Below are 20,027 nucleotides of genomic sequence, written 5' to 3'. Positions count from 1 at the left end.
ATGGCGACAGACATGTCCCAGGCCCTGCTCGGCGCTTTGCAAAGCGGTGCAAAGATTGCTGGCGGTGGCAGGGTGAACCATGCGCGCGGGCTGCTGGTGGAAGGGCACTTCCGTGCCACCGCCACCGCGCCGCAGTTCTGCATGGCGGCGGTATTTGGCGGCGAGGACGTGCGCGTGCTGGCGCGTTTCTCCAGTTCCGGTGGCCACCCGCACATCGATCAGCGCAGCCCCGCAGCGGAACCACGCGGCCTGGCCCTGCGGATCGGCAACAAGGCAGCGATGGTGCTGGTGGGGCATTCGCTGGAAGGTTTTCCGGCGAGCGACCCGGAAGGATTTCTCGCGTTCTTGAATGCGGCGAATCAACGCGAACGCTCACCTACGCTGTGGGCGGCGCATCTGGCCGGCAATCCAGCTGCGGCCCGCTTCGAGACCTTGCGGGCGGCCGCGGCCAGCAGCAGTTTCAGCGCGTTGGATTACCACATGCTGCACACCTACCGGCTGATCGCACCGGACGGCCGCGCGCGCATAGGTCGGCTCAGTGTCCACCCGACCCGGCCATACGTGGCCCGCGCAGCGCCGGAGGGCTCGGATTACCTGGACCGCCGCATGCGCGGCGAACTGGCCAAGGGCGGCGTGGTGTTCGTACTGCTGTTCACCCCGGTTCCCGAAGGCGAGGACCCCGCCGACATAACCCGCGCCTGGGACCCGGACGCACCTGCCTTCGCGCTCGGCCACATATGGCTGGAGCGGCTGCACCCGCACCAGGCAAGCCAGCGCAAACTGGCCTTCGACCCGGCGCTGCTACCGGCGGGGATAGGGTTTGCGGGCGACCCGATGCTGCATGCAAGGCTACGGGCGTATCGGTTGGCGGCTGCGCGGCGGTTGGGGTTGTAGGCTAGCCGCTGGTGCTGGTGCTGGTGCTGGCGGCATCAGAACGGCTGTTGGCAGCAAGCCAGTTACATCGTCTGCTTACAAGTGCGGGCGTTGGTACAAACGATGCTGATCCATGTGCGTGCTATTGACCAAGTCTTTCCCGCTCAGAATATCCGCATTAGCCTGTGGCGACGCAGCAAGTATTGTTCTTACAACCAAGTTACACTCCATTCATGCTCAAGGGCGCGGCGATGAACGGCAGTGGGGACCTTCGCGACCGATGCATGGCTATTTGCATTTCTGCTCTGTTGCACATGCTGGCGTTTGCGTGGCTGTGGCTGACAAGTGGTGTTGTGGGCGGGAGGGGGTCGGAAGCATTGGGGTATTCACTTGGCTCGGGAACGTCTGCGGACTTTCTTGCGCCGGGCGAATTCCGTCAGCGGTTTGATATCGCGCTTCCTTTCGTCAAGCCTGAAACAGCGGTTTTTCTCGAGGAACCATCGGAAAGTATTCAGAACGTAGAGCCGGTATCAGCAGAGCGTCATGTGGATGTGGTAGAGACGACAGATTCTGGAATACCGGATATGTCCGCATTATCTGAAGCAGCAGTAATCGAAGAAAGTGGGGCGGCAGTGGCAAACACCGCCGGCCCAGCGTCGGATCATGGTGGGGAAGCTGCCGGCCATGCCGAGGATCAGGGGTTGCGTGCTGCATACCTCGCTGCGTTGCGTGTAGCCATACGAGAACACTGGCAGTACGACGGCCCTAAGGGAAGTTGTAGTTTGACGTTGCAGCAATCTCAAGGCGGAAGGGTAATCAGTGTGGCGTCATCGAATTGCGCACTGGATACAGCGGGCCGCCGGGCATTGGAGGCAGCCGCTCTGATGGCGCAGCCATTGCCCTATGTGGGATACGAGTCAGTGTATGCAGACATCATGGATATTGATTTTGAGAACTAACAAGCTAAGTCAGTGCTCCGGTTGGATTCTTCTTTCCTTTTGATCAGGCGGCGTTATTGGATGAGTGAAATTTTCCGAAACAGTGCGGATTGCTCACCGATGGTTGGTCAAGTTGTAGTCCGAGATGGCTGCTTTTCGGCGGTATGCGCGTTGCTTTCATGTCGCCGGTCGCGCCCCAGGTTTCCAAGCAAATTTGCAGGGTGGCAACGCCTGTCATAGTCAACTTCCCCATCCGAGCGATGCGGGTCGGCCACCGCAATTGTCCAGAACGATGCAATCGTCGAAGTAACGCCCCTCAATGGAGTGAGCAGGTATGTACGTATATGTGTTGATGGCTATCGCACTTCTTTGCCCCGTTGTAGTTCAAGCCCAGTCGCTGCGCTATCCATGGGAGGAGTACGACAAGCTCATTCAGCGGCAGACGATCTAACGGCAGCAGATGCGACCTTGTTCGGCGACAGCCTGGACATGTACACCGGAGCGTTGGGGTTCTCGGCAACCGACATGAGCATAACCGGCACTGGGCTGCCGATTGCGGTTTCGCGATCAATGTCCATTGGCAATCGTAGTGACTACCGTTTTGACGATTTGCCCATGGCAGATTGGAATCTGGAGCTCCCGCGGCTCTCTGGTGTCTTCCTGGCAGCCACAGGATGGGCAAGCGCCTGCAACAACAATGGTTTGGGTGCGCCGCCGACGGTTACCGTCAGTGGTCGAAGTTTCTATGCTTCCGAGTATTGGCAAGGCAATCGCATGATTGTTCCCGGACGCGGCAGCCAGGAGATGCTAGTTGCCGAGCCGAATGCACTTCCGCGCCCGTCCAGTGGTGGTCCTTATCCTTGGCTTACGCAGGAGCTCACTTGGTTCTCTTGCCTGCCCGCGCGGCAAAATGGCGGAGGTGAAGCTTTCGTTGCCCATACCGCCGATGGTCTGCGCTACACATTCGACTGGGAGGCTGCATTCTATGAGCCGGATGTTGCATCGCCCAGTACAGTTCAAGTCATATCCGCTGCGCGCCGTCGCGTGGAATTGTATGCGACCAAGGTGGAGGATAGGTTCGGAAACTGGGTCGCTTACCGCTACAGCAATGCAGCTGGAGCGCCGGTACGGCTGGAAGCAATAACCTCCAGTGACGGCAGGAGCATCACACTCGCCTATAACGCGCGCGGCCATGTTGAGCAGATCAACAATGGTACGCAGATTGTGCGGTATCGCTATGTCTATCCTGCTTCGCTTACCGGCAGTTTGGTTGGTGTGGACCTGCCAGATGGCAGTAGCTGGGCTATTGATGCCTTTGCCATGAGCCACATTGAGTTCCAGTACGAGCGCTCCACAGGGTCTGGCGACATTCTGCGTTCCTGTGGTTACCCAGGCCTTATGGTCAACGAGCCCGGTGCTACAGGCAGATTCGTACACCCATCTGGTGCAATCGGCGAGTTCGTGATGGGCTACAGTCTCCGTGGGCGGAGCAATGTGCCCATGGTCTGCAATGGATATTCGACACCGAATAATGACCCCAACGATGACGTCGCCCGCTACCCAATGGCCTATCACGGCGTGGTGCTGCGCAATAAGCGCCTTTCCGGCCCGGGCGTTGATCTGGCGGAATGGGCGTACAGCTACGGTGGCACCATTTCCTTTGCTCCAGGCACCGGTCCGGTGTGCACCAGTGGCGATTGCTCGTTGCCGCTGTGTCTGAGTGATGCTTGCGCGGGCACAGCAATCACGACGGTCTCAGGCCCGGAGGGTAGTTGGGCACGCCACACATATGGCAACAGCTATCGCTACAACGAAGGTCAGCTGCTCAAGGTGGAGACAGGGAGTGGCCCGCAATCCATTCTTGAGACCACCGAGCAACGCTACCTTTGGCCGCTGGCAGGCAGCCAATTCGCCACACGACTCGGCAGCACGAAGCAGCCGCGTACCGCTGGATACACTGCCGAATATCTGCGGCCCAATGTCGAGACGCTGACCACCCGCGATGGGGCGACGTTCTCCAGCAAAACCACTGTGCTCGATGGGCTTGCCAGGCCTTTGACCACCATTGCCAGCAGCAGCTTGGGCTACCAACGTACCGATACGCTTCAGTATCACGATGATTTCTCACGTTGGGTGCTGGGGCAGATAGCCCGCCGCGGCAATGTAGAGACCGGTGCCGAAGTGGCGCGGACGGTATTCGCCCCCGGCACCGCGTTGCCAGTTGAACAGTATGCTTTTGGTGAGCGCCAGATGTGGCTGAGTTACCACGCCGATGGTCAAGTGGAAAGCGTGACCGACGGCAATGGAAATATCACCATCGCATCTGGCTGGCGACGTGGCATTCCCCAGGTGATTGGCTACGCCGATGGTTTCACGGAATCGGCAGTGGTAGATGCGCTCGGAAGAGTTGTCAGCACCACCGATGAAAATGGCTTCAGCTCTACGTATGGTTACGATGCCATGGGGCGATTGGCGGCCCGGACCTATCCCGCCGGTGACACAGTTGCATGGCATCCAGTGTCTCGCACATTCGAGCGCGTAGGTGCTGAGTATGGACTCGGCACTGGGCATTGGAGGCTGACCGAGACAGAAGGTAATCGACGTCGCCGGCTGCATTTTGATGCGTTCTGGCGACCCGTGCTGGAGGAAAGCCAAGACATCTCCGACGCGCAGACGATCACCCAGGTTGTAAGTCGGTATGACAAGCTTGGGCGCAAGGTGTTTACGTCCTACCCGACGCAGGGCGTGACCGACGTTCGCAACGCGCTGCCGGGTGTTACCAGCAGCTACGACGCACTGGGGCGCGTTGTTCGCACTCAACAGGATTCCGAGTTGGGCTTGCTGACGTCGTCTACTGCGTACTTGTCTGGCTTTCGTCGCCAGGTGACCAACCCGCGCGGCGCCATCACCGTAGAGGCATTCCAGGCTTGGGATTCGCCCAGCTACGACTTCCCTACACGCATCGATGCTCCACTTGGCATCTCGACAGTGATTCAGCGTGATGTCTTTAGGAAAACGCTTGAAATTACCCGCACGGGAGCAGGTCAATGATGACGGCAAGGAGCCGCGGTAAGGGGGCGCTATTTCTCCAGATCTTTACCTGCTTTCTTTTGTTGATAGCAGGCCAAGCCATTGCGCAACAGGGGAATCCCTATGTAAGTGTCAGCATCGATTCGCCATCTGCGGGAGCCACATTCCAGGCGCCGGCGAATGTAGTCATACAAACATCGGCATTCACCATTGATGACGGTGTTTATGTGAGCCAGCTCCGGATACTCCGGAGTGGCCAGGTGCTGGCCAGCGTTGTAGGTGATTCACTTTCCTACACCCTCACCAATCTGCCTGCGGGCACCTACACGGTTACTGCCAATGCGCGCTCCAACCTGGGCGGCCAGGCAAGCGTCAACAGGACATTCGAGGTTGTACAGCCCGGTGACAGACCGCCGGTGATCAGTCTCAACCCTGCCACAGGCCAGCCCTTCATTGGCCCCGCAACGGTGCACCTGAGTGCAAATGCGAGTGATCCGGATGGGCAGGTCGTCCGCGTTGATTACTACGCCAACGGCGGTCACATCGGGAGTGGCTACACTGCTGGCTTCGGATTCAACTGGGCAAACGTGGCACCCGGTAACTATCAGGTCACGGGAATTGCGGTAGATAGCAACGGCAAGACCGCGACGTCAGGTGCGATCACTGTCGCAGTGGCGCAATCGTCGATTCGCGGCAGCGTGGGCAGCGTTGATGAAGATGGCGCGGGCCAGTATTGGCTGCGAGGATGGGCTTGTTCGAGCGGGCGACCAGCTTCGGTAGATGTTCACATCTATGTAGGCGGTGCTGCGGGGGCAGGGCAGGGTATTGGTTCTGTTCTTGCAAATCAGGCAAGTGAGGCAGGTGTTGCCGCTGCCTGTCAATCCAACGGTAGTCAGTATCGCTTTCGCTTCGCGCTGACCGACGCAATTCGGCAAGCCCATGCGAACAAACTGATCTATGTGCATGGCATCTCTCCTGCAGGTGCCAGCAATGATCTTCTGGCCAGATCGGGCGTGCTGCGGGTGCCAGCACCGCTGTCGCTGACCCGGCGCTATGTCTACGACGCGCAGCAGCGCCTGTGCAAGACCATCGAGCCGGAGACCGGTTCGACGGTGATGGGCTACGACGCGGCGGGCAACCTTGCATGGAGCGCTTCTGGTTTGGCGCTGCCGAACCCAGTCAACTGCGATCGTGCGGCGGCCGAAGCAAGTGGTCGCGTGGTTCGTCGGACATACAATTCGCGCAATCGTGTAGTTTCCTTGTCGACGCCAAACCACAGGGGAAATCAAACGTTTATCTACGCGCCTGATGGTTTGCCCAGTCAGATAACGACAGACAATGACGGGGAAGGGGAAGGGCGGGTAGTAAATTACTATCTCTATAATAAGAGAAGGCTGCTGGTTTCCGAGGCCGTGCAGCAGCCAGGTTTGTACCAATGGTTGCTGAGCTACGGGTATGACGCCAACGGAAATCTAGCCTCTCAGGGCTATCCTACCGGCAACACTATTACCTATAGCCCGAATGCATTGGGTCAACCGAAACTGGTGGTCGGCAGCAGTGATGGTCACACCTATGCATCAGGTATCAGCTATTTTCCAAATGGTGCATTGAAGTCTTTCGCTTACGGCAACAACGTCCTGCACCAGATGACGCAGAATGCCCGGCAGCTTCCTGCGCGTAGTATTGATAGCGGAGTGCTTAATCTGGACACTCGCTTCGATGAAAATGGAAATCCCAGTGACATCTACGATGTTGCAAGAGGAGGCACCTACAACCTTCATCTGCAATACGATGCGCGTGATCAACTGATAGCAGCCGGCTCTGGGGCGTTCGGTGGTGATGGATGGCATCGATACACCTATGATGCGCTGGATAACATCAAGTCCTGGAAGCTGGGGTCCGGTGGCAAAGACTACGCCAACTACTATTACGATCCCGGCACAAATCGTTTGCTGGGAATTCGGGACTCCGCTGGTGCAACCGTTGTCGGCCTGGCCTACGACGTGCAGGGCAATCTGCAGAATAAAAGTGGCCAGCTGTATGGGTTCGGCTTCGACAATCGCCTGTATATAGCGGCCGGGAAGGAGCAGTATCGTTACGACGGTGAAGGCCGGAGAGTGCTTGCCTGGAGTCCTGTCGATGGAACGTCGGCCCTCTCGCAGCACAGCAAGTCTGGTCAGCTGATGTACTACTATAAAAACAGTGGCGCAGGGCTTGAACACATCTATCTGAGCGGTAGTTTGATAGCCAAGCGTGAAACCGTGGGCAACGTGGTGAAGTTCCAACACACCGATGCGCTTGGCTCACCCGTGGCGGTGACGGATGGCTCGGGTAACGTGATAGAACGCAATGATTACGCGCCCTATGGCGCTGTAATCGGAAAGCCCGCTTATGATGCCGTCGGTTACACAGGTCATAAGCAGGACGGCGCAACTGGCCTGACCTACATGCAACAGCGCTACTACGATCCGCAGATCGGTAGGTTCCTGTCGGTGGATCCTGTGACGGCGTATAGCAACCCAGTGAGAGCGTTTAATCGGTACTGGTATGCAAATAACAGTCCGTATAAGTTTGTAGATCCTGATGGAAGGGCTCCTTGCACTGGAACGAAAATCGGCACATGTGTGGGAGGTAAGACTCTGATGGTGGGTGAGGGCGCGCTACGGGCAATAAAAAGAGATCCGCAGGGTTATCTAAATAAACTTAATGGCATTGCTAATAATCACGAAATGGATAATGGTGAGGCTAGAGCCGCTAGATACTTTGCAAGAACAGCGCTCCCCGTCACCATTGCAACTGGACGTGAGGTCGGTGCCGACATCGCTCGAACGGGAAAGGGGTATTCTGTTTTCAACTATGTATTGGGCTCTGAATCTCGAGGCGATGGCTCCGGTAGCGTCACGCTAGGCCAGGCTTATTCCGGATCCGGTGTGCGAACTGCTATTATTCACACTCATCCGGCGGACACGAATTTCAATGGAATCCCTGGTGGTTTCAGTAATGGAGGGTGGACCGGCTACGCCAATCCGGGGTTTCAGTCGGATATTGGTCGATCAGTTTTCTCTAGTACAAATGGATATGTCGTAATGTTGGGTGGCGGAATTTTAAAGTTTGATTTCGAGTCTATGTCCAGCCAGGCGAGTGCTCCTGGTGCCAATTTGAATGTGGAAAGTTTCATTTCGAGGTTGCCTGATGATGAATAAATTTATCGTATTGGCCGCTGCTATTCTTGTCGTTGGATCAGGCTGTGGCAAGGTGGAACAGGTGGAAGAGGTTTCAGTAATACGCAGTGATGTTTGCGTTCCTGTTGGGAATCAAGTTCGGCTCACGTTTTGTGCGTTGACATATTCACAACTTTTATCTCATCCTGATGCCTTTAGAGAGCGAAAGATATTTGTCCATGCATGGGCGATAAGGGGTGGGGGTGATATTTTTCTGTATCCATCAATTGACTCTTTCGAAAGTGGTGAGGTTTATGCCTCTTTGAAAGTGGAGGGGGGCGAGGTATATCGTGGTTTCTTTGAATATATGTCGCGCCGGCCGGAGTTGGAGCCGGTGCGCGTCAAGATTGGCGGGAAGTTTGTTTTTAACGAGGGTAGAGGAACGAGCAGCTCAGTAATCAAGGGGCGAGATTTTTTTATCTTCGGTCGCATTGAGTTGGATGAGTTTAGGATGTAGATAGAAGCCCGCTACTGCGCCACTAGGGGTGAAGCCTTAGATAGATTCGACTAAGGACAGCTTAGGGTGTCGACAGTCCGTAAACTTGATTCGGGCATTTATAGCGGTCTCCGGGAAAGCTCGCCGCAAGGAGGTCGCCGATGCGCAATAGTAGATTTATTGAGAGTCAGATTGTCACGATTTTGAGGTAAGTTGATGCCGGAAGGTAGTTCAAGATAGAGAGTATGGTTGGGCGGCGCACAGAAACAACGTCCTGCACCAGATGACGCAGAATGCCCGTCAGCTTCCTGCGCGTAGTATTGATAGCGGAGTGCTCAATCTGGACACTCGCTTCGATGAAAATGGAAATCCCAGTGACATCTACGATGTTGCAAGAGGAGGCACCTACAACCTTCATCTGCAATACGATGCGCGTGATCGACTGATAGCGGCCGGCTCTGGGGCGTTCGGTGGTGATGGATGGCATCGATACACCTATGATGCGCTGGATAACATCAAGTCCTGGAAGCTTGGTGCCGGTGGCAAGGACTATGGCAACTGTCGGTGGATCCGGTGACGGCTTACAGCAATCCGGTGGGCGCGTTTAACCGGTACTGGTATGCCAACAACAATCCGTATCGATTTACGGATCCAGATGGCAGAGAGGTAGAAGACGAGTGAAGCCTCCAACCCCGCCAATTCAGGACATGGAGAGGGTGACGGTTTACAGCCACGCGGCCTGAGGGAACACAAGCGGCATCTGTAGTGACGCTGGGAACCGTGTTCGTGGAAAGGATTGCACCAGGGACTGCCTCTTGGATATCTCCCACATTAGGTGCTGCCGTTGCCGCGCCATTTTTGTTCTTCGCTTCACCTCACCCATGCGGCGGGATGCCTTGTGGTGAAATGACGATGATTGAATCGAAGCAACACGATCCTGGCTATTGGCCAGGCGATCGCGGGGCTGAAGAGCGGGGGAAAAAAACGGAGTTGGCGCTAAAGAGGGGCGCCGAAAATTTCATGACATTAAGCAGTCGGACAAAGGTCAGGGCGGCGGAAGAGGTTTGGATAACTATGGAACAAATCCTGATACCGGGGACGTAGTTGCCCCTGACGGTGAATTAATAGGCAATCTCGGAGATGGTTGAAATGTTGAGCGAAGTAGATCGATCTTTCTAGCTCACGCTGTATCTTAAAGGGCATGCACTTCGGCCGGAACTTGTTACGAATGTATTGTGCGTTGAGCCCACAAAATAACATGAGAAAGGGCGGCGATGGTTTACATCCAGCGGGAAGGAGGTTGTAGAAAAAACAGGGCTTTGGACGCTTTCTCTGCGAGGGGGCGAGAGATGCACCCCGGATCATTCAAGAGATATCTTTGCTTGCTGATAACGCTGGAGTTTCGCTCCTTGATATTCCTGGCGTTGACTCAGGGTTCTTGGACATCCTTTTGATTACAGATTCGGATGAGCAAGGCGGAGGAACATGCGAGCTATCCCTTGATGAATCTTCCATGGGGGCCCTGCGAGATATTGGGCTACCTGTTGAAATGACATTCACGGTGGTCGCTCAATGACTGCAAGGTAGGAAGCGAGCATTTGTCATGATGAGCTGGGCGTATTTCAAGTCTCGACTCGCGGGTGATGTGCAGACAACGGGGGGAGGTTGACTTCTTCACCATCTGTGAAGAAAAAGCCCGCCATTGGCGGGCTTTTTGTTTGCTCTGGCTGAGCGAATTAGCCGCTCTGCTGAGTGGTAGTTTGATAGCCAGGCGTGAAGCCGTTGGCAACGTGGTGGCGTTCCAGCACGCGGATGCGCTTGGCTCACCCGTGGCGGTGACGGATGGCTCGGGTAACGTGATAGAACGCAATGATTACGCGCCCTATGGCGCTGTAATCGGAAAGCCCGCTTATGATGCCGTCGGTTACACAGGTCATAAGCAGGACGGCGCAACTGGCCTTACCTACATGCAGCAGCGCTACTATGATCCGCAGATCGGACGGTTCCTGTCGGTGGATCCGGTGACGGCCTATAGCAACCCGGTCGGCGCGTTTAACCGCTATTGGTATGGGAACAACAATCCGTATCGGTTTACGGATCCGGATGGAAGGTATTCCTGTACGTGAGATGGGAGGGGGCAGTGCACAGTGACTGATGCGAAGCTCGCCGAATCGTTTGTAGCGGCTGCCGGGGAGCCCGCAAAAAAATGAGAGAGGGATCAGCAACAGCGTTGCTTGGTGGCATTCTGAATATGATTGGGTCGCTCAATGATGGAAATGGATTTGTCATTGATTTTTCGCCGTTGCCGAAAGACACGTTAAGCCAGATGTCGAGCAATGGGATGACCCTTGATTCCCGTCAAATTGGGAGCTCAGCTAGGGATCTTGGCGTCAGCGCACGAGCGATGGGAGGTTGTTATTGCTTATGAGGGGGCGTATAACTAGGACAGTATGCAGCCTGGTGCAAGGCGAAGTTACTTTCCGGCGACCGGATTTGAGCGGGTGATAACGGAGATCAATGCTTATGGACTGGAGTCAGCCATGGGGACCGCGTTAGGCATAAACAATCAGCTGAACGTCCCGGGGATGTCGCTTATGGATCGTCGAAAGGCTATTTGGGAAGGCGCTCAATCTTCGTGGGAAGGGGCCTGCACGAGAGGTGGTCCGAGTTGCTCGGGCTATGAGTCATGAAAATCGAAATCGGCCTCTTTATCGCGTGTATATTTATTTTTTTATCGGCATGCTCAGCGGGCTCTCCGGATGATTCATACTGCAGAGCTGTTTTGTCATCGAGCCCCGTTCGCGAAGTTTCCGTTAGCAATATTTATGTCTATGGAAATTTGCATCATGGGACTATATTGATCGCGCCTTCATGTGTGCAGCCGGTATTTAGAATATCAAGCTTTCAGGATGAGCCATCCGAAGGTGGTAGGGGAGATCGTATTCGGCACTTTAATCAGGTTGTATATAACACGCCAATAAAAGGAAGTGGTGTTTTTGCAATTAAAGGGCTGCTGGATGTATATCCTGGTGAAAATTTTTCGGTATTGGTGGATGTGACTGAATTTCGTGAGCTTGGTGAGGAAGAAGGGCGACTGGTCATTCGTACTCTTCGTGAAAGTAGGCGGTGATTTTAGAGACGACAGCTGCCAAGAGTTGGATAATACAACGGGGTTTGATTCATTTTTTTAATCATCTGCGAAGACCAAAGCCCGCCAATGGCGGGCTTTGGTTTGCCTTCACTGATCGAATCAACCGCACTGCTCTGGCGCCATATCCAGCATCTACATGACGAAGTGCTGTTGTGCCTTGTGTAGCGCAGGGTGAAAATGGGGTTGGAGTTAAAATGGGGTTGGAGTAAAAATCGGGTAAGAGTGGGATTGATCTAATAAACTAGAGAGTAGGGTTAGTCGGCGTACGGAAACAACGTCCTGCACCAGATGACGCAGAATATCCTGCGGCTTCCTGCGCGTAGTATCGATAGCGCAGTACTCAATCTGGACACGCGCTTCGACGAAAATGGAAATCCCAGTGACATCTACGATGTTGCAAGAGGAGGCACCTACAACCTTCATCTGCAATACGATGCGCGTGATCGACTGGTAGCAGCCGGCTCAAGGCGTTCGGTGGTGATGGATGGCATCGATACACCTACGATGCGCTGGACAACATCAAGTCGTGGAAGCTGGGATCCGGTGGCAAGGACTACGCAAACTACTATTACGATCCCGGCACAAATCGTTTGCAGGGAATTCGGGACTCCGCTGGTGCAACTGTTGTCGGCCTGGCCTATGACGTGCAGGGCAATCTGCAGAATAAAAGTGGCCAGCTGTATGGGTTCGGCTTCGACAATCGCCTGTATATAGCGGCCGGGAAGGAGTAGTATCGTTACGACGGTGAAGGCCGGAGAGTGCTTGCCTGGAGTCCTGTCGATGGAACGTCGGCCCTCTCGCAGTACAGCAAGTCTCGTCAGCTGATGTACTACTATAAAAACAGTGGCGCAGGGCTTGAACACATCTATCTGAGCGGTAGTTTGATAGCCAAGCGTGAAACCGTGGGCAACGTGGTGAAGTTCCAGCACACCGATGCGCTCGGCTCACCCGTAGCGGTGACGGATGGATTGGGTAACGTGATAGAGCGCAATGATTACGCGCCCTATGGCGCTGTAATCGGAAAGCCCGCTTATGATGCCGTCGGTTACACAGGTCATAATCAGGACGGCGCAACTGGCCTGACCTACATGCAGCAGCGCTACTATGATCCGCAGATCGGAAGGCTCCTGAGTGTTGATTCAATTCAGGTAAGCATGAATAATAGGGCTGGCTTCAATCGTTATGTTTATGCAAGCTATAATCCATATAGATTCATAGATCCGGATGGACGGTCTGATCTAAATGTATTCAAACCTGGTGATCCTCTGTATGCGGCAGGGGGGCTTTTAACATTCCGGGCATGTTTGATATAACTGGTCATGCGGATCAAGATAGAATTGTCGGACCTAAAGGTGACATGAATCCTGGTGAGACGATTGAGCTGGCAAGGGCGGCAGGACTGAAAGAGGGCGAGACTTTCTTTGTTGGTGCTTGCAATGTGGGAGCGGGAAGTGGCGCATATGCTCAGTCTCTGGCAGATATAAATAACAGTTGGGTAATTGCAGCAACAGGGTTTGCAATGTTTCCAACTACTCAGCCAAGAAATGGGGGGCTATGTGCCAGGGAATCCAGTGACTATTACGTCTAATATGCAGCGAGATGGAAGGGGTGTGTCTGGGACTTTTGCTATATTTGCTCCCGGGCGCAATGGCCCAATTTCAAAAGGTTACGGAAGTCTAAGTTATAATCCTGATACAGGGGTGGCGCGGCTTAATGCGGGTCCCGAAACAGGCTCGCGCATCAGACGAACGGTGTCTTTCTGTACGGACAAAGGGAGGTGTGAAAAATGAATTCGCGCCGCGCCGTAGTGGTTATAATTCTCTCTATATTTTATGTTGGCTGTCATTCTTCGGTGGAGCCCGAGTCAGAGAGTTCATTGCCGGCAATTGACGAGAGCGGCGGTGTCTCGGTATCTTCAACGGGGGAGGCTTTTTTTCTTGAGCCGAAAGAGCTGGATGCGCAGAAGACCTTGGCTCTGGAAGGTAGTAATGATGCTGCGGTACGAGTTGCCAATCACTATAGCCTTGGTGGCGTAAATCCAGAGGAATCTCACTCTTGGTTTGCCTTGGCTGCCGAAAGAGGTGATTTGGGCGCGATGCGCTCCCTTGCGGTCTATTTAAATGGCGAAGGGAGGGGGTCCGGAAGTCTTTGGAGTGGATTGAACGAGCCGAGCGTGAAGCTTCTTCGCAGGAAAATCAGCAGCACGGCATCACGGAAACCAGAAAACATATCGAAGATGGTTTTGCCGAATGTATTCGAAAAGAAGCGATGCGGAAGGGGGGCGGGGTCTGAAGTTGGCGTGTCGCTTGCTCAGTTTGGCTGGCGAGAGCTAGGATCGTTGCACCACTTCGGTCTGCAGGTCGTGGGTGGGGCGGCTGGCTGAGGTGACTTGATGAGGGTTGACATGCGTGTACTGCTCGTATTGGTTTCTGCTCTGCTTTCTTCTTGCGACAGCTCGAAGGCATATGATGTATGCAAATACAGAGGGAACTCCGGCGCCGAGCGAGTGTGTTCATTGTCTTTTTTATACCTTGCCGCTCATCCGGAGAAGTTTGATGCTGTCTCGGTGGAGTTCGTTGGGTGGGCGCGTGTAGCTGGAGATTCAATTCTTATATTTCCTACCCTGGATGCAATGGAGGGTGGTGACTCCGTTTCTTCTGTCGTTGTTTACGATGGGAACGATAGTTTTGATGAATTGAATCTACGTGGTTCTGGTTCGAGGATCAGGATCTCGGGGATATTTCACCTGAACGACGGAAAGCTTGATCCTATGGATATAGAGCGAATCGGGGTTATTCAGCATGCGAAGTTTTCGCGTTGATCTCAATTTTTGTGAGTGGAGTCGACGAGTGGAAAGTGATGGTCTTGTGTCTCATCGCTACTTGGGATTGGTTTTGGCGTATTTTGTTTATGTAGCGTCCCGGATCGTTTTTGGGGCGCGCTGGTGGCTTCGATCGCAGTTGACACCGCGTTGAGAGCTAGGGGCCGTATATCGGTAATCAAACCGGTAGCTTGTTAGCAGGCTTCGCAGATGTATCGCATTGCCTAAAGACTTCGCCATGGTTCGACAAGTTCTGATGACGTTTGCACTGGCGTTTCCGCAAGCGTCTCCGTCGATGCCGTCTAGCGCGTTCACGAATGCTTTCGAAATTGTCTTGAACCGCCAGCCGGCATGGCAATTTCCGCTTGAACGGTGTATGGAACTCGAAGCAAGGCTCGGCGCGCAGGGACTCGCGCGCCAGGTGAGCAAGTTCGCTCGTCCAAGTACTGCCAGGTCGATCGTGCTGTGGTGAGAGAGTTGAAGGCGTACCACTTTGATATGTCAGTTCTGCCAAACAAAGAGGCATGGAGGGTCTTTTTCAGTTGGCCGAGAGACGGTCGGGCAAGATGCTTATCGAACAAGTGCGAAATCGCTGGGTACCTCCTTCCGGGCCGTGAGCTGGATCTGCAGCGTGCTTGGCGACACCGGGCAGCTGCTGGGTATGAGAGGTGTTGTGAGCGGTGGATTGACCAATGCCATCCCCTTTGCCTACAATTCGCGCCTTCGCCGGAATAGCTCAGTTGGTAGAGCGGCGCATTCGTAATGCGTAGGTCGTAGGTTCGATTCCTATTTCCGGCACCAGATCAGGCTCGCCTCGTGCGGGCCTTTTTTGTGGGCGATGGGGAGTCCCGCTCAGCAATCTGAACGAATCTACCGGTCAAAGTTCTTTGGGTAGCCGCATTCATTGACGCCAGTTGCGTCCTGGGTGCTGCCGCTTACGCCAGCTGAACGTGCTGGAAGTCCACGCAGGAGAGCGTGAAGCAGTGCGGAGCTCCACTGCGATCAGTGCCTGCCTTTGCCGAATCTGCCCCAGCACCACACAGGTGCGACAACGTGTCGCACAGGATTCCCCGCTTTTGCTGCGCGAAATCATTGTCAATACCTTTCTTAAGTGGTGCGTGAAGGCCTAAAATTGCAGGGCTGAAATCTGACAACCCCCTACATGTCTCCCGGTGGGCAATCCCCGGGCGCTCGTTTGCGTTTGCATGTAGGGGCTTGCCAGATGCGGCTCTCCCTCGCAATTGGATCGACCGATGATTCCGTTGAAAACTCTTGGACGCTTTTTGCGTCCGGGCCTCATTGTCGCTATGGCCGTCATGATGACGGGCTGCGACTGGGCCTTGTTTGACCCCAAGGGCCAGATCGCCCGGGACGAACTCACGCTGCTGATCACCTGTACGGTGCTGATGCTGCTGGTGGTCATTCCGGTGATCGTGCTGACGCTGGTGTTCGCGTGGAAGTACCGCGCATCCAACATCAAGGCCCGTTACGAGCCCAACTGGTCTCACTCCACTGCCATCGAAGTGGTGGTCTGGTCGATCCCGTGCATGATCATTCTGGTCCTGGCCGTGCTGACCTGGCGTTCTTCGCATGCGCTGGATCCGTACAAGCCGCTGGAGTCCGATACCAAGCCGGTGGTGATCGAAGCGATCTCGCTGGACTGGAAGTGGCTGTTCGTCTACCCGGAAGAGAACATCGCCGTGGTCAACGAGCTGACCTTCCCGGTCGATGCTCCGCTGAACTTCAAGATCACCGCCGATACGGTGATGAACGCGTTCTTCATTCCGCATCTGGGCAGCATGATCTACTCGATGGCCGGCATGGAGACCAAGCTGCATCTGGTTGCCAACGAAGCTGGCAGTTATGAAGGCCTGTCCTCGCATTACAGCGGCGCTGGCTTCAGCAAGATGCATTTCACCGCGTATGCGGTGAGCAATGAGGAATACCAGGCCTGGTTGGCCAAGGTTCGCGGCGACGCCAAGGTGCTGGACCAGAAGTCCTTCGCCGAACTGGGCGCCGAGAAGAACCACGACTGGTACCCGGTGACCTATTACGGCAGCACCGAGAAGGGCCTGTTCGACACCATCATTGCCAAGCACGCCGGTGAGAACCACCACTTCGGCATGAAGCACGATGGCAAGAAGATGTCGCACGAAGGTGCTGGCCACGAGGCGATGCAGCCTGAAGCCATGGACCACGCTGCGATGGACCATGCTGCAATGGGGCACGAGGCAACGGACCACGCCGGCATGAGCCACAGCGCTCCCGCCGCCGCTGCGCCTGCTGCCGCCGAGGCTGACGGCCACGCCGGTCACACTGCAAACGAGCCAGCCGAGGCCGCACATGCCGGCCATGGCACCTCGGGAGAATGACGATGCTTGGAAAACTCTCTCTTGATTCACTGCCGCACGATCCCATCGTGCTCTCCACCCTCATCGGCGCGATGCTGGGCGGCCTGGCTGTTGTAGCCGCGGTCACCAAGTTCAAGCTGTGGGGCTACCTGTGGAAGGAGTGGTTCACCTCGGTGGACCACAAGAAGATCGGCGCGATGTATTTGATCGTGGCGTTCGTGATGCTGCTGCGCGGCTTCTCCGACGCGATCATGATGCGTGCCCAGCAGGCAGTTGCTGCTGGCGGCGCTGAAGGCTATCTGCCGCCACACCACTACGACCAGATCTTCACCGCCCACGGCGTGATCATGATCTTCTTCGTGGCGATGCCGCTGATCACCGGTTTGATGAACCTGGTGGTACCGCTGCAGATTGGTGCCCGCGACGTTGCCTTCCCGTTCCTGAACTCGCTGAGCTTCTGGCTGTTCGTCGCAGGCTGCGGCCTGATGATGATCTCGCTGTGGATCGGTGAATTCGCTGCGACCGGTTGGTTGGCGTTCCCGCCCTTGTCAGGGTTGGAATACAGTCCAAGCGTAGGTATGGATTACTACATCTGGGCGCTGCAGGTCTCCGGCCTGGGTACCACGCTGAGCGGTATCAACTTCTTCATCACCATCCTCAAGATGCGTAGCCCGGGCATGAAGCTGATGCACATGCCGGTGTTCAGCTGGACCGCTCTGGTCACCAACCTGCTGATCATTGCTGCCTTCCCGGTGTTGACCATCACCCTGGTGCTGCTGACCCTGGATCGTTACCTGGGTACGCACTTCTTCACCAACGATGGTGGCGGCAACGCCATGCTGTACATCAACCTGATCTGGATCTGGGGTCACCCGGAAGTCTATATCCTGGTGCTGCCGGCATTTGGTGTGTTCTCCGAAGTGATCGCCACGTTCTCGCGCAAGACCCTGTTCGGCTACAAGGGCATGGTTTACGCCACCTGTGCGATCGGTGTGCTGTCGTTCCTGGTGTGGTTGCACCACTTCTTCACCATGGGCTCGGGTGCCAACGTCAATGCCTTCTTCGGCATCACGACGATGATCATCTCGATCCCGACCGGCGTGAAGATCTTCAACTGGCTGTTCACGATGTACCGCGGCCGCGTGCACTTTACCTCACCGGTGTTGTGGACGATCGGCTTCATGGTCACCTTCACCATCGGCGGCATGACCGGCGTGATGTTGGCGATCCCGGCCATCGACTTCGTGCTGCATAACTCGCTGTTCCTGATTGCCCACTTCCACAACGTCATCATCGGCGGCGTGGTGTTCGGCATGTTTGCCGGTATCACCTACTGGTGGCCGAAGATGTTCGGCTTCACCCTGGATGAAACCTGGGGCAAGCGCGCGTTCTGGGGCTGGTTCATTGGCTTCTACGTGGCCTTCATGCCGCTATACGCACTGGGCTTCATGGGTGCTACGCGTCGTATGCAGAGCTACCCGAACATGGACTACCAGCCGTACTTCGTGGTTGCCGCCATCGGTGCTGCGATCATCGCCGTGGGCATCCTGTGCCAGGTGATCCAGATCGCCGTGTCCATCCGCGACCGCAAGAAGAATGTCGACCTCACCGGCGATCCGTGGGATGCCCGTACCCTGGAGTGGGAAACCGCTTCCCCGGTGCAGTTCTACAACTTCGCCACCCTGCCCAAGGGTGAGGAGCTGGACGAATTCTGGCACCGCAAGCAGCGCGGCGAAGCCTGGCAGAAGCCGGCCAAGTACAGCGACATCCACATGCCGAAGAACACCGGCACCGGTGTTGTCATCGGCGCGTTCAGCCTGGTGCTGGGTTTTGCGATGGTCTGGCACATCTGGTTGCTGGCCATCATCGGCCTGGTCGGCATGATCGCCACCTTCATCTACCGTACCTTCGACAAGGACGTGGATTACTGGGTGCCGGCTGCTGAAGTGGAACGTATCGAGAACGAGCACCGCAAGCACCTGGAAGCTCAGGGCTTGGTGAAGACCGAGGTGAAGGCATGAGCACGAACGCCCACACGATGACCCACGGTTCCGCAGCGCACGCTGCGGACCATGGCGATGACCATCACGAGCATCACGACACCAGCGAGAACACCGTCTTCGGTTTCTGGGTGTACCTGATGAGCGATCTGCTCATCTTCGCCACCCTGTTCGTGACCTACGTAGTGTTGTCCGGTGGCACCAATGGTGGCCCGGGTCCGAAGGACCTGTTCGAACTGCCGTTCGTAGCGTGGGAAACCGCGCTGCTGCTGGTGTCCTCGCTGACCTTCGGCCTGGGCATGATCGCCATGCACCAGTCCAAGAAGGGCTTGATGTTCTTCTGGCTGGCCATCACCTGGTTGCTCGGTGCCGGCTTCATGGGCATGGAAATCTGGGAGTTCAACCACCTGATCCATAACGGCCACGGCCCGGACAAGAGTGCCTTCCTGTCGGCGTTCTTCGCCCTGGTCGGTACTCACGGTCTGCACGTGACCGCCGGTCTGCTGTGGTTGGCGGTGATGTTCATCCAGCTCAAGCAGGATGGCCTGACCCCGCGCAACAAGACCCGCATGGCGTGCCTGAGCCTGTTCTGGCACTTCCTGGATCTGGTCTGGATTGGCGTGTTCTCTGTCGTTTATCTGTCGGGAGCGATGTAATGTCCGCACATGACAATCATGCACACGGTGCCGCCGGCGAAAGCCACGGCAGCGTCAAGTCTTACCTGATCGGCTTCGTGCTGGCTGCGGTGCTCACCATCATCCCGTTCTGGGTGGTGATGAGCGGTGGGATGTCGAGCTTCGCCACCGGTGCGGTGGTGGTGGTTGCAGGCATCCTGCAGCTGCTGGTGCACCTGGTGTTCTTCCTGCACCTGGACCGTTCCTCGGCCGCCCGCTGGAACGTCAATGCCGGCATGTTCACCCTGGTGGTGATCGGCATCATCGTGCTGGGTACGTTGTGGGTCATGTACAACATGAACCACCACATGATGCACTGAGCGGCTTGATCGCTTGATGCACAGCAAAGGCCGCCGCAAGGCGGCCTTTGTTTTTGCTTTGTGTAGTGCCGAGCCATGCTCGGCAGAAGCCTTCCCGGCAACACATCGGCCTGCATGCATTTGTGGGAGCGGCGTAAGCCGCGAAGCTGACATCCGTTCCGTGATCGTTTCCCGCGGGGATCTGGTGATCCATCAGCTTCGCGGCTTACGCC

General features: G+C 55.8%; 16 protein-coding genes, 1 tRNA gene and 1 pseudogene. 17 read left to right on the top strand and 1 reads right to left on the bottom strand.

The genetic code is table 11. From position 1 onward, the window contains the following. Positions 1–12 precede the first annotated feature (12 nt). The 5 genes from ACVOKO_RS16660 (at position 13) to ACVOKO_RS16640 (ending at position 8,519) form a co-directional block, all read left to right on the top strand. The gene (locus ACVOKO_RS16660; RefSeq protein ID WP_346499986.1) at positions 13–894 is read left to right on the top strand and encodes a catalase; all 882 of its coding nucleotides are present in this window, start codon (positions 13–15) and stop codon (positions 892–894) included. Positions 895–1,058: 164 nt separating this feature from the next. Further along, positions 1,059–1,832: a hypothetical protein gene (locus tag ACVOKO_RS16655; protein WP_346499985.1), complete on the top strand. Its 774-nt coding sequence runs from the start codon at positions 1,059–1,061 to the stop codon at positions 1,830–1,832. A 447-nt stretch (positions 1,833–2,279) separates the two neighbouring features. Continuing rightward, positions 2,280–4,862 carry an RHS repeat protein gene (locus tag ACVOKO_RS16650; protein WP_346499984.1) on the top strand — a complete coding sequence of 861 codons (2,583 nt, stop codon included), beginning with the start codon at positions 2,280–2,282 and terminating at the stop codon, positions 4,860–4,862. Beyond that, positions 4,859–8,044, top strand: a complete 3,186-nt coding sequence (locus tag ACVOKO_RS16645; protein WP_346499983.1) for an RHS repeat domain-containing protein — start codon at positions 4,859–4,861, stop codon at positions 8,042–8,044. Before ACVOKO_RS16650 ends, ACVOKO_RS16645 begins: the two co-directional genes overlap by 4 nt. After that, complete coding sequence (locus ACVOKO_RS16640) at positions 8,037–8,519, top strand: hypothetical protein (protein WP_346499982.1); 483 nt, start codon at positions 8,037–8,039, stop codon at positions 8,517–8,519. The genes ACVOKO_RS16645 and ACVOKO_RS16640 overlap by 8 nt, the downstream gene beginning before the upstream one ends. A 166-nt stretch (positions 8,520–8,685) precedes the next feature. On the opposite strand, the gene ACVOKO_RS16635 is transcribed toward ACVOKO_RS16640, so the two are convergent. Continuing rightward, positions 8,686–8,985, bottom strand: a complete 300-nt coding sequence (locus ACVOKO_RS16635; RefSeq protein ID WP_346499981.1) for a hypothetical protein — start codon at positions 8,983–8,985, stop codon at positions 8,686–8,688. 1,156 nt (positions 8,986–10,141) lie between these two features. Here ACVOKO_RS16635 and ACVOKO_RS16630 point away from each other — a divergent pair. The 12 genes and pseudogenes from ACVOKO_RS16630 to ACVOKO_RS16575 all read left to right on the top strand — a co-directional run. Beyond that, complete coding sequence (locus ACVOKO_RS16630; RefSeq protein ID WP_346499980.1) at positions 10,142–10,624, top strand: RHS repeat-associated core domain-containing protein; 483 nt, start codon at positions 10,142–10,144, stop codon at positions 10,622–10,624. Positions 10,625–11,184: 560 nt separating this feature from the next. Beyond that, positions 11,185–11,628, top strand: a complete 444-nt coding sequence (locus ACVOKO_RS16625; protein WP_346499979.1) for a hypothetical protein — start codon at positions 11,185–11,187, stop codon at positions 11,626–11,628. Positions 11,629–12,392: 764 nt separating this feature from the next. Next, positions 12,393–12,962 (top strand): annotated as a pseudogene (locus ACVOKO_RS16620) (RHS repeat-associated core domain-containing protein); the annotation flags it as partial. Further along, positions 12,950–13,237, top strand: a complete 288-nt coding sequence (locus tag ACVOKO_RS16615) for a hypothetical protein (RefSeq protein ID WP_346499977.1) — start codon at positions 12,950–12,952, stop codon at positions 13,235–13,237. The pseudogene ACVOKO_RS16620 and the gene ACVOKO_RS16615, both read left to right, overlap by 13 nt. A 198-nt stretch (positions 13,238–13,435) precedes the next feature. Next, positions 13,436–14,032: an SEL1-like repeat protein gene (locus ACVOKO_RS16610; RefSeq protein WP_346499976.1), complete on the top strand. Its 597-nt coding sequence runs from the start codon at positions 13,436–13,438 to the stop codon at positions 14,030–14,032. A gap of 21 nt (positions 14,033–14,053) precedes the next feature. After that, complete coding sequence (locus ACVOKO_RS16605; protein ID WP_346499975.1) at positions 14,054–14,470, top strand: hypothetical protein; 417 nt, start codon at positions 14,054–14,056, stop codon at positions 14,468–14,470. A gap of 725 nt (positions 14,471–15,195) precedes the next feature. After that, positions 15,196–15,271 (top strand) — tRNA-Thr (locus tag ACVOKO_RS16600). Between the two features lie 452 nt (positions 15,272–15,723). Continuing rightward, complete coding sequence (cyoA, locus tag ACVOKO_RS16595; RefSeq protein WP_346499974.1) at positions 15,724–16,842, top strand: ubiquinol oxidase subunit II; 1,119 nt, start codon at positions 15,724–15,726, stop codon at positions 16,840–16,842. Positions 16,843–16,844: 2 nt separating this feature from the next. Further along, positions 16,845–18,842 carry a cytochrome o ubiquinol oxidase subunit I gene (gene cyoB, locus ACVOKO_RS16590; protein WP_346499973.1) on the top strand — a complete coding sequence of 666 codons (1,998 nt, stop codon included), beginning with the start codon at positions 16,845–16,847 and terminating at the stop codon, positions 18,840–18,842. Then, positions 18,839–19,477 (top strand): cytochrome o ubiquinol oxidase subunit III, encoded by a 639-nt coding sequence (cyoC, locus tag ACVOKO_RS16585; protein WP_430980806.1) that lies wholly within the window; start codon positions 18,839–18,841, stop codon positions 19,475–19,477. Before cyoB ends, cyoC begins: the two co-directional genes overlap by 4 nt. Next, positions 19,477–19,815: a cytochrome o ubiquinol oxidase subunit IV gene (gene cyoD / locus ACVOKO_RS16580; protein WP_346499972.1), complete on the top strand. Its 339-nt coding sequence runs from the start codon at positions 19,477–19,479 to the stop codon at positions 19,813–19,815. Before cyoC ends, cyoD begins: the two co-directional genes overlap by 1 nt. Before the next feature lie 16 nt (positions 19,816–19,831). Further along, the coding region (locus ACVOKO_RS16575; protein WP_346499971.1) for a hypothetical protein at positions 19,832–20,027 on the top strand (196 nt) is incomplete at its 3' end.

The organism is Stenotrophomonas sp. STEN240, from assembly GCF_056756175.1.
This window is presented reverse-complemented; position numbering and strand designations above follow the sequence as displayed.

Excerpts from the sequence above, each read along its gene's own strand:
- ACVOKO_RS16660 (WP_346499986.1), top strand. The coding sequence starts at position 13 with ATGTCCCAGGCCCTGCTCGGCGCTTTGCAAAGCGGTGCAAAGATTGCT.
- ACVOKO_RS16645 (WP_346499983.1), top strand. The coding sequence starts at position 4,859 with ATGATGACGGCAAGGAGCCGCGGTAAGGGGGCGCTATTTCTCCAGATC.
- ACVOKO_RS16640 (WP_346499982.1), top strand. The coding sequence starts at position 8,037 with ATGAATAAATTTATCGTATTGGCCGCTGCTATTCTTGTCGTTGGATCA.
- ACVOKO_RS16635 (WP_346499981.1), bottom strand. The coding sequence starts at position 8,985 with ATGCCATCCATCACCACCGAACGCCCCAGAGCCGGCCGCTATCAGTCG.
- ACVOKO_RS16630 (WP_346499980.1), top strand. The coding sequence starts at position 10,142 with ATGTGCAGACAACGGGGGGAGGTTGACTTCTTCACCATCTGTGAAGAA.
- ACVOKO_RS16625 (WP_346499979.1), top strand. The coding sequence starts at position 11,185 with ATGAAAATCGAAATCGGCCTCTTTATCGCGTGTATATTTATTTTTTTA.
- ACVOKO_RS16615 (WP_346499977.1), top strand. The coding sequence starts at position 12,950 with ATGTTTGATATAACTGGTCATGCGGATCAAGATAGAATTGTCGGACCT.
- ACVOKO_RS16610 (WP_346499976.1), top strand. The coding sequence starts at position 13,436 with ATGAATTCGCGCCGCGCCGTAGTGGTTATAATTCTCTCTATATTTTAT.
- ACVOKO_RS16605 (WP_346499975.1), top strand. The coding sequence starts at position 14,054 with ATGCGTGTACTGCTCGTATTGGTTTCTGCTCTGCTTTCTTCTTGCGAC.
- cyoA (WP_346499974.1), top strand. The coding sequence starts at position 15,724 with ATGATTCCGTTGAAAACTCTTGGACGCTTTTTGCGTCCGGGCCTCATT.
- cyoB (WP_346499973.1), top strand. The coding sequence starts at position 16,845 with ATGCTTGGAAAACTCTCTCTTGATTCACTGCCGCACGATCCCATCGTG.
- cyoC (WP_430980806.1), top strand. The coding sequence starts at position 18,839 with ATGAGCACGAACGCCCACACGATGACCCACGGTTCCGCAGCGCACGCT.
- cyoD (WP_346499972.1), top strand. The coding sequence starts at position 19,477 with ATGTCCGCACATGACAATCATGCACACGGTGCCGCCGGCGAAAGCCAC.